Annotated in this window: 4 protein-coding genes; 2 read left to right on the forward strand and 2 right to left on the reverse strand. The window is 29.3% G+C overall.

What is annotated here, in order from left to right; all coding sequences use genetic code 11:
- Window positions 1-280 precede the first annotated feature (280 nt).
- A complete protein-coding gene (locus tag RM553_RS19245; RefSeq protein ID WP_311536592.1) occupies window positions 281-907 on the forward strand; it encodes a hypothetical protein in 627 nt (208 codons plus the stop codon).
- Window positions 908-961: 54 nt separating this feature from the next.
- A complete protein-coding gene (locus RM553_RS19250; protein WP_311536593.1) occupies window positions 962-2,029 on the forward strand; it encodes a helix-turn-helix domain-containing protein in 1,068 nt (355 codons plus the stop codon).
- 154 nt (window positions 2,030-2,183) lie between these two features.
- On the opposite strand, the gene RM553_RS19255 is transcribed toward RM553_RS19250, so the two are convergent.
- Together RM553_RS19255 and RM553_RS19260 are read right to left on the reverse strand one after the other, a co-directional pair.
- A complete protein-coding gene (locus RM553_RS19255; protein ID WP_311536594.1) occupies window positions 2,184-2,708 on the reverse strand; it encodes a hypothetical protein in 525 nt (174 codons plus the stop codon).
- Between the two features lies 1 nt (window position 2,709).
- A partial coding sequence (locus RM553_RS19260) for a hypothetical protein (protein ID WP_311536595.1) occupies window positions 2,710-2,943 on the reverse strand: 234 nt, incomplete at its 5' end.

Consider the following 2,943-nt stretch of genomic DNA (forward strand, 5'->3'; position numbering starts at 1 on the left):
TTGGTAACGGTCTTGGCTATCGCAAGTTGCGGGATTAAAGACGCGGTTTTGTCGGATTAGTTATTTTCTTTCCTGGTTTCTAAAATTACACTTTTTCGGGAATACCCGTTATTTGCGATGAGCCGTTGTTGGCAACTGTTAAAAAAAGTTCACAACTTTTTTTATTTTGTATTACAATAAAACTTTAATTTTATATATTTGTAGGTGTAAAAAAACTCTGTTGGCGCAGAGTTCTTTTATTATGTTCTTTGATTTAAGGTGTCAAAAACAAATATATCGTATGACAAATATAGCGACAAAAATCGAATCCGCAAGTCGCCGCGGAAAAAGGAGGCAAGTCTCCAGGGAGGAATGTCTACTAGATTTAAAGAAAGATCTACCTAAATTTTTTATGGCTTTTAATAAGGCCGTTAAAAAGTATAATAAGGTAGCATCTATGTTTAATCCTAATTCAAAAGTCAGATTTGATGCTTCTGTTCTGAATACTAGTATAGTTGAAAGTTTACAAGAAGAGTTCTCTGATAATTGGAAATGGGGTAAGTACAAAAGGTTTATTTTGAAATTAGGAGATTATATTTTCCTAGTTAAAAAATTTAATAATCGGAATAAACCGATGAATATTAAAACTAAGCACGTAAATACAATTTCAAATCAATTGAGTTTATCGTTGTTTGATAATGATGTCTATCAAGATGATCCAATTTTGTTTTTTGGATATAAAATTGATAGAATGGGAGAAATTGTGTCTCCTCAAATAGTTTATATTGATGAAGATCAAGTGAAATGGATAGTGTCTGAGAACGACGTAACTACTGTGGAAAACTTGTTTGAATCTAAGAAAACTACAAATTCAGTAAAAGTCTCTGTAAAAGAGGAACTTGTTAGAAGAAAAGCTTCTAATCAATAATTATTAATCGGCACCTTAAATCTTAGAATACAATTTCCCTTAATTTTGATAATTATGAAAATCAATCATTCTCAATTCGTATTTGCTAGAGAGTTTAGAGGTATAAGTCAAACTGAATTATCTAAACAAGTTAAAGGACTGTCTCAATCAAATTTATCCAAATTTGAAAAAGGATTTGATGTTTTATCGGATTCGATTATTGAATCACTAATCGACTATCTTGGTTTTCCTAAAAGCTTTTTTGAAAAAGTAATCAATAATGATATTGAAATAGCTCATTATAGAAAAAGGTCTGGTATAACAAAAGGTTTAAAAACTCAAATTGAAACTAATAACAGACTTTTGGGTTATGTAGTAGATCAATTAAGTCAATCTATTGATTTTCCTGAGTTTTCTTTAAAGCCATTAGACCCAGAAGATTATTTGCCTGAGGAAGTTGCTAGATATACTAGAAAATTAATGGGACTTAATAAAAAAGAACCAGTTTTTAATATATTTAATTTATTAGAGAGTAATGGAATTATTGTAATTGAATCTGATGATGTAATTGAAAAGTTTGACGGTGTTTCCTTAATGTCTGATAGAGGCACTCCGATTATTATTATAAATAAGAATTTTTCGAATGATAGAAAACGATTTACTCTAGCTCACGAATTAGGTCATATTCTAATGCATATAACAGGTGATTTTCCTATTCCTAAACATAGAGATGAAAAGAGAAAAGAAATTGAAGCCAATCGATTCGCATCTGAATTTTTAATGCCGGAAGAAGGAATAAAAAATTCACTTATAGGTTTAAGCTTGTATGATTTAGCACCTTTAAAAAAATATTGGCATACTTCAAAGCAATCAATTATAAGAAGAGCAAAAGACTTAAAAGCGATTTCCGATAAAAAAGCTAAATATTTTATGATTGAATTAAGTCGTATGGGAGAAAGAAAAGTGGAAAAAACTCTAGTTGATATAGATAGTCCAATTGCTTTTAGAAATGCTTATGAACTTCATAAAAATGAATTGAATTATAGTGATAAGGAATTAGGAGAAGCTTTCTCTTTACCTCTTGAAATTATTTCAAAATATTTTAATTTTTCTGATAATTCTAAACTTAGAATGATAATCTAAATTTTTTAATTGTTGCCAACGGTTTGCGGTTATCGCAAGTTGCGGGAGTAGGGACGCGGACTTGTCGGATTAACCATTTTCATTCTTGGTTTCTAAAATTACACTTTTTCTATAATACCCGCTATTTGAGATGAACCGCGGTTGGGCACAGTACTTATTCTGAATCTTTCTTTAGTAAAATGTATACTCTATTTAAAACCATTATCAGAGTGAGTACAAAAAGAATTAATAAAAAATAAACTGTGCCGGTTATCATTCTTTCAAGAATAATTTCTCCTCTGAAATTAGGAATATCGACTGTCGTAAGTAATAAAGAAATAACTATAAGTATTGATAGAACTATACAAAAAGATATATTGATATGGATTTCTTTAACGAACCTTTTTTTCAAATTATCATCTTCTTTTTCCGCATCATTTTGAATTTTATCTATTTGCCCATAAATAATTGCTAAAAGGTTAAACAGAAATCCTCCAAAAATGGCGACTGCCGCAATTAAATTACCTAATTGATCTTTAAAACTATATCCTTTGTATGTAACTATAGATGCTATAATTAAGGGAAAAAGTAAGAAAAGTAAAAAATCTTTAAAGTTTATGAATTTATAACTTTGATTAAGACTTCTTAGAGTTTTGAAATGATCTTTTATAATCGAAAAAATATTAATTCTACTTAGCATATCATAATCTTAATTCAATTACCTCGCGAATAAGCACTTCACTTTGTTCAATCATAGATTCGATAGTCGGAATACCGTTTTCATCAAACTCAATATCTCTAGTAACATTAATGTCTGGCTGAATTTTATCCCTTCTTATGGTGTAAAATGTTTTTCTTTTTCCATTCAATTCTAACTCAAATTCAACTTCGTCAAATTCTTCGTCAATTCCTTCTAATTCAACTCTTTCTCTATC

The organism is Autumnicola tepida (genome assembly GCF_031846485.1).
Lineage (GTDB): Bacteria > Bacteroidota > Bacteroidia > Flavobacteriales > Flavobacteriaceae > Autumnicola > Autumnicola tepida.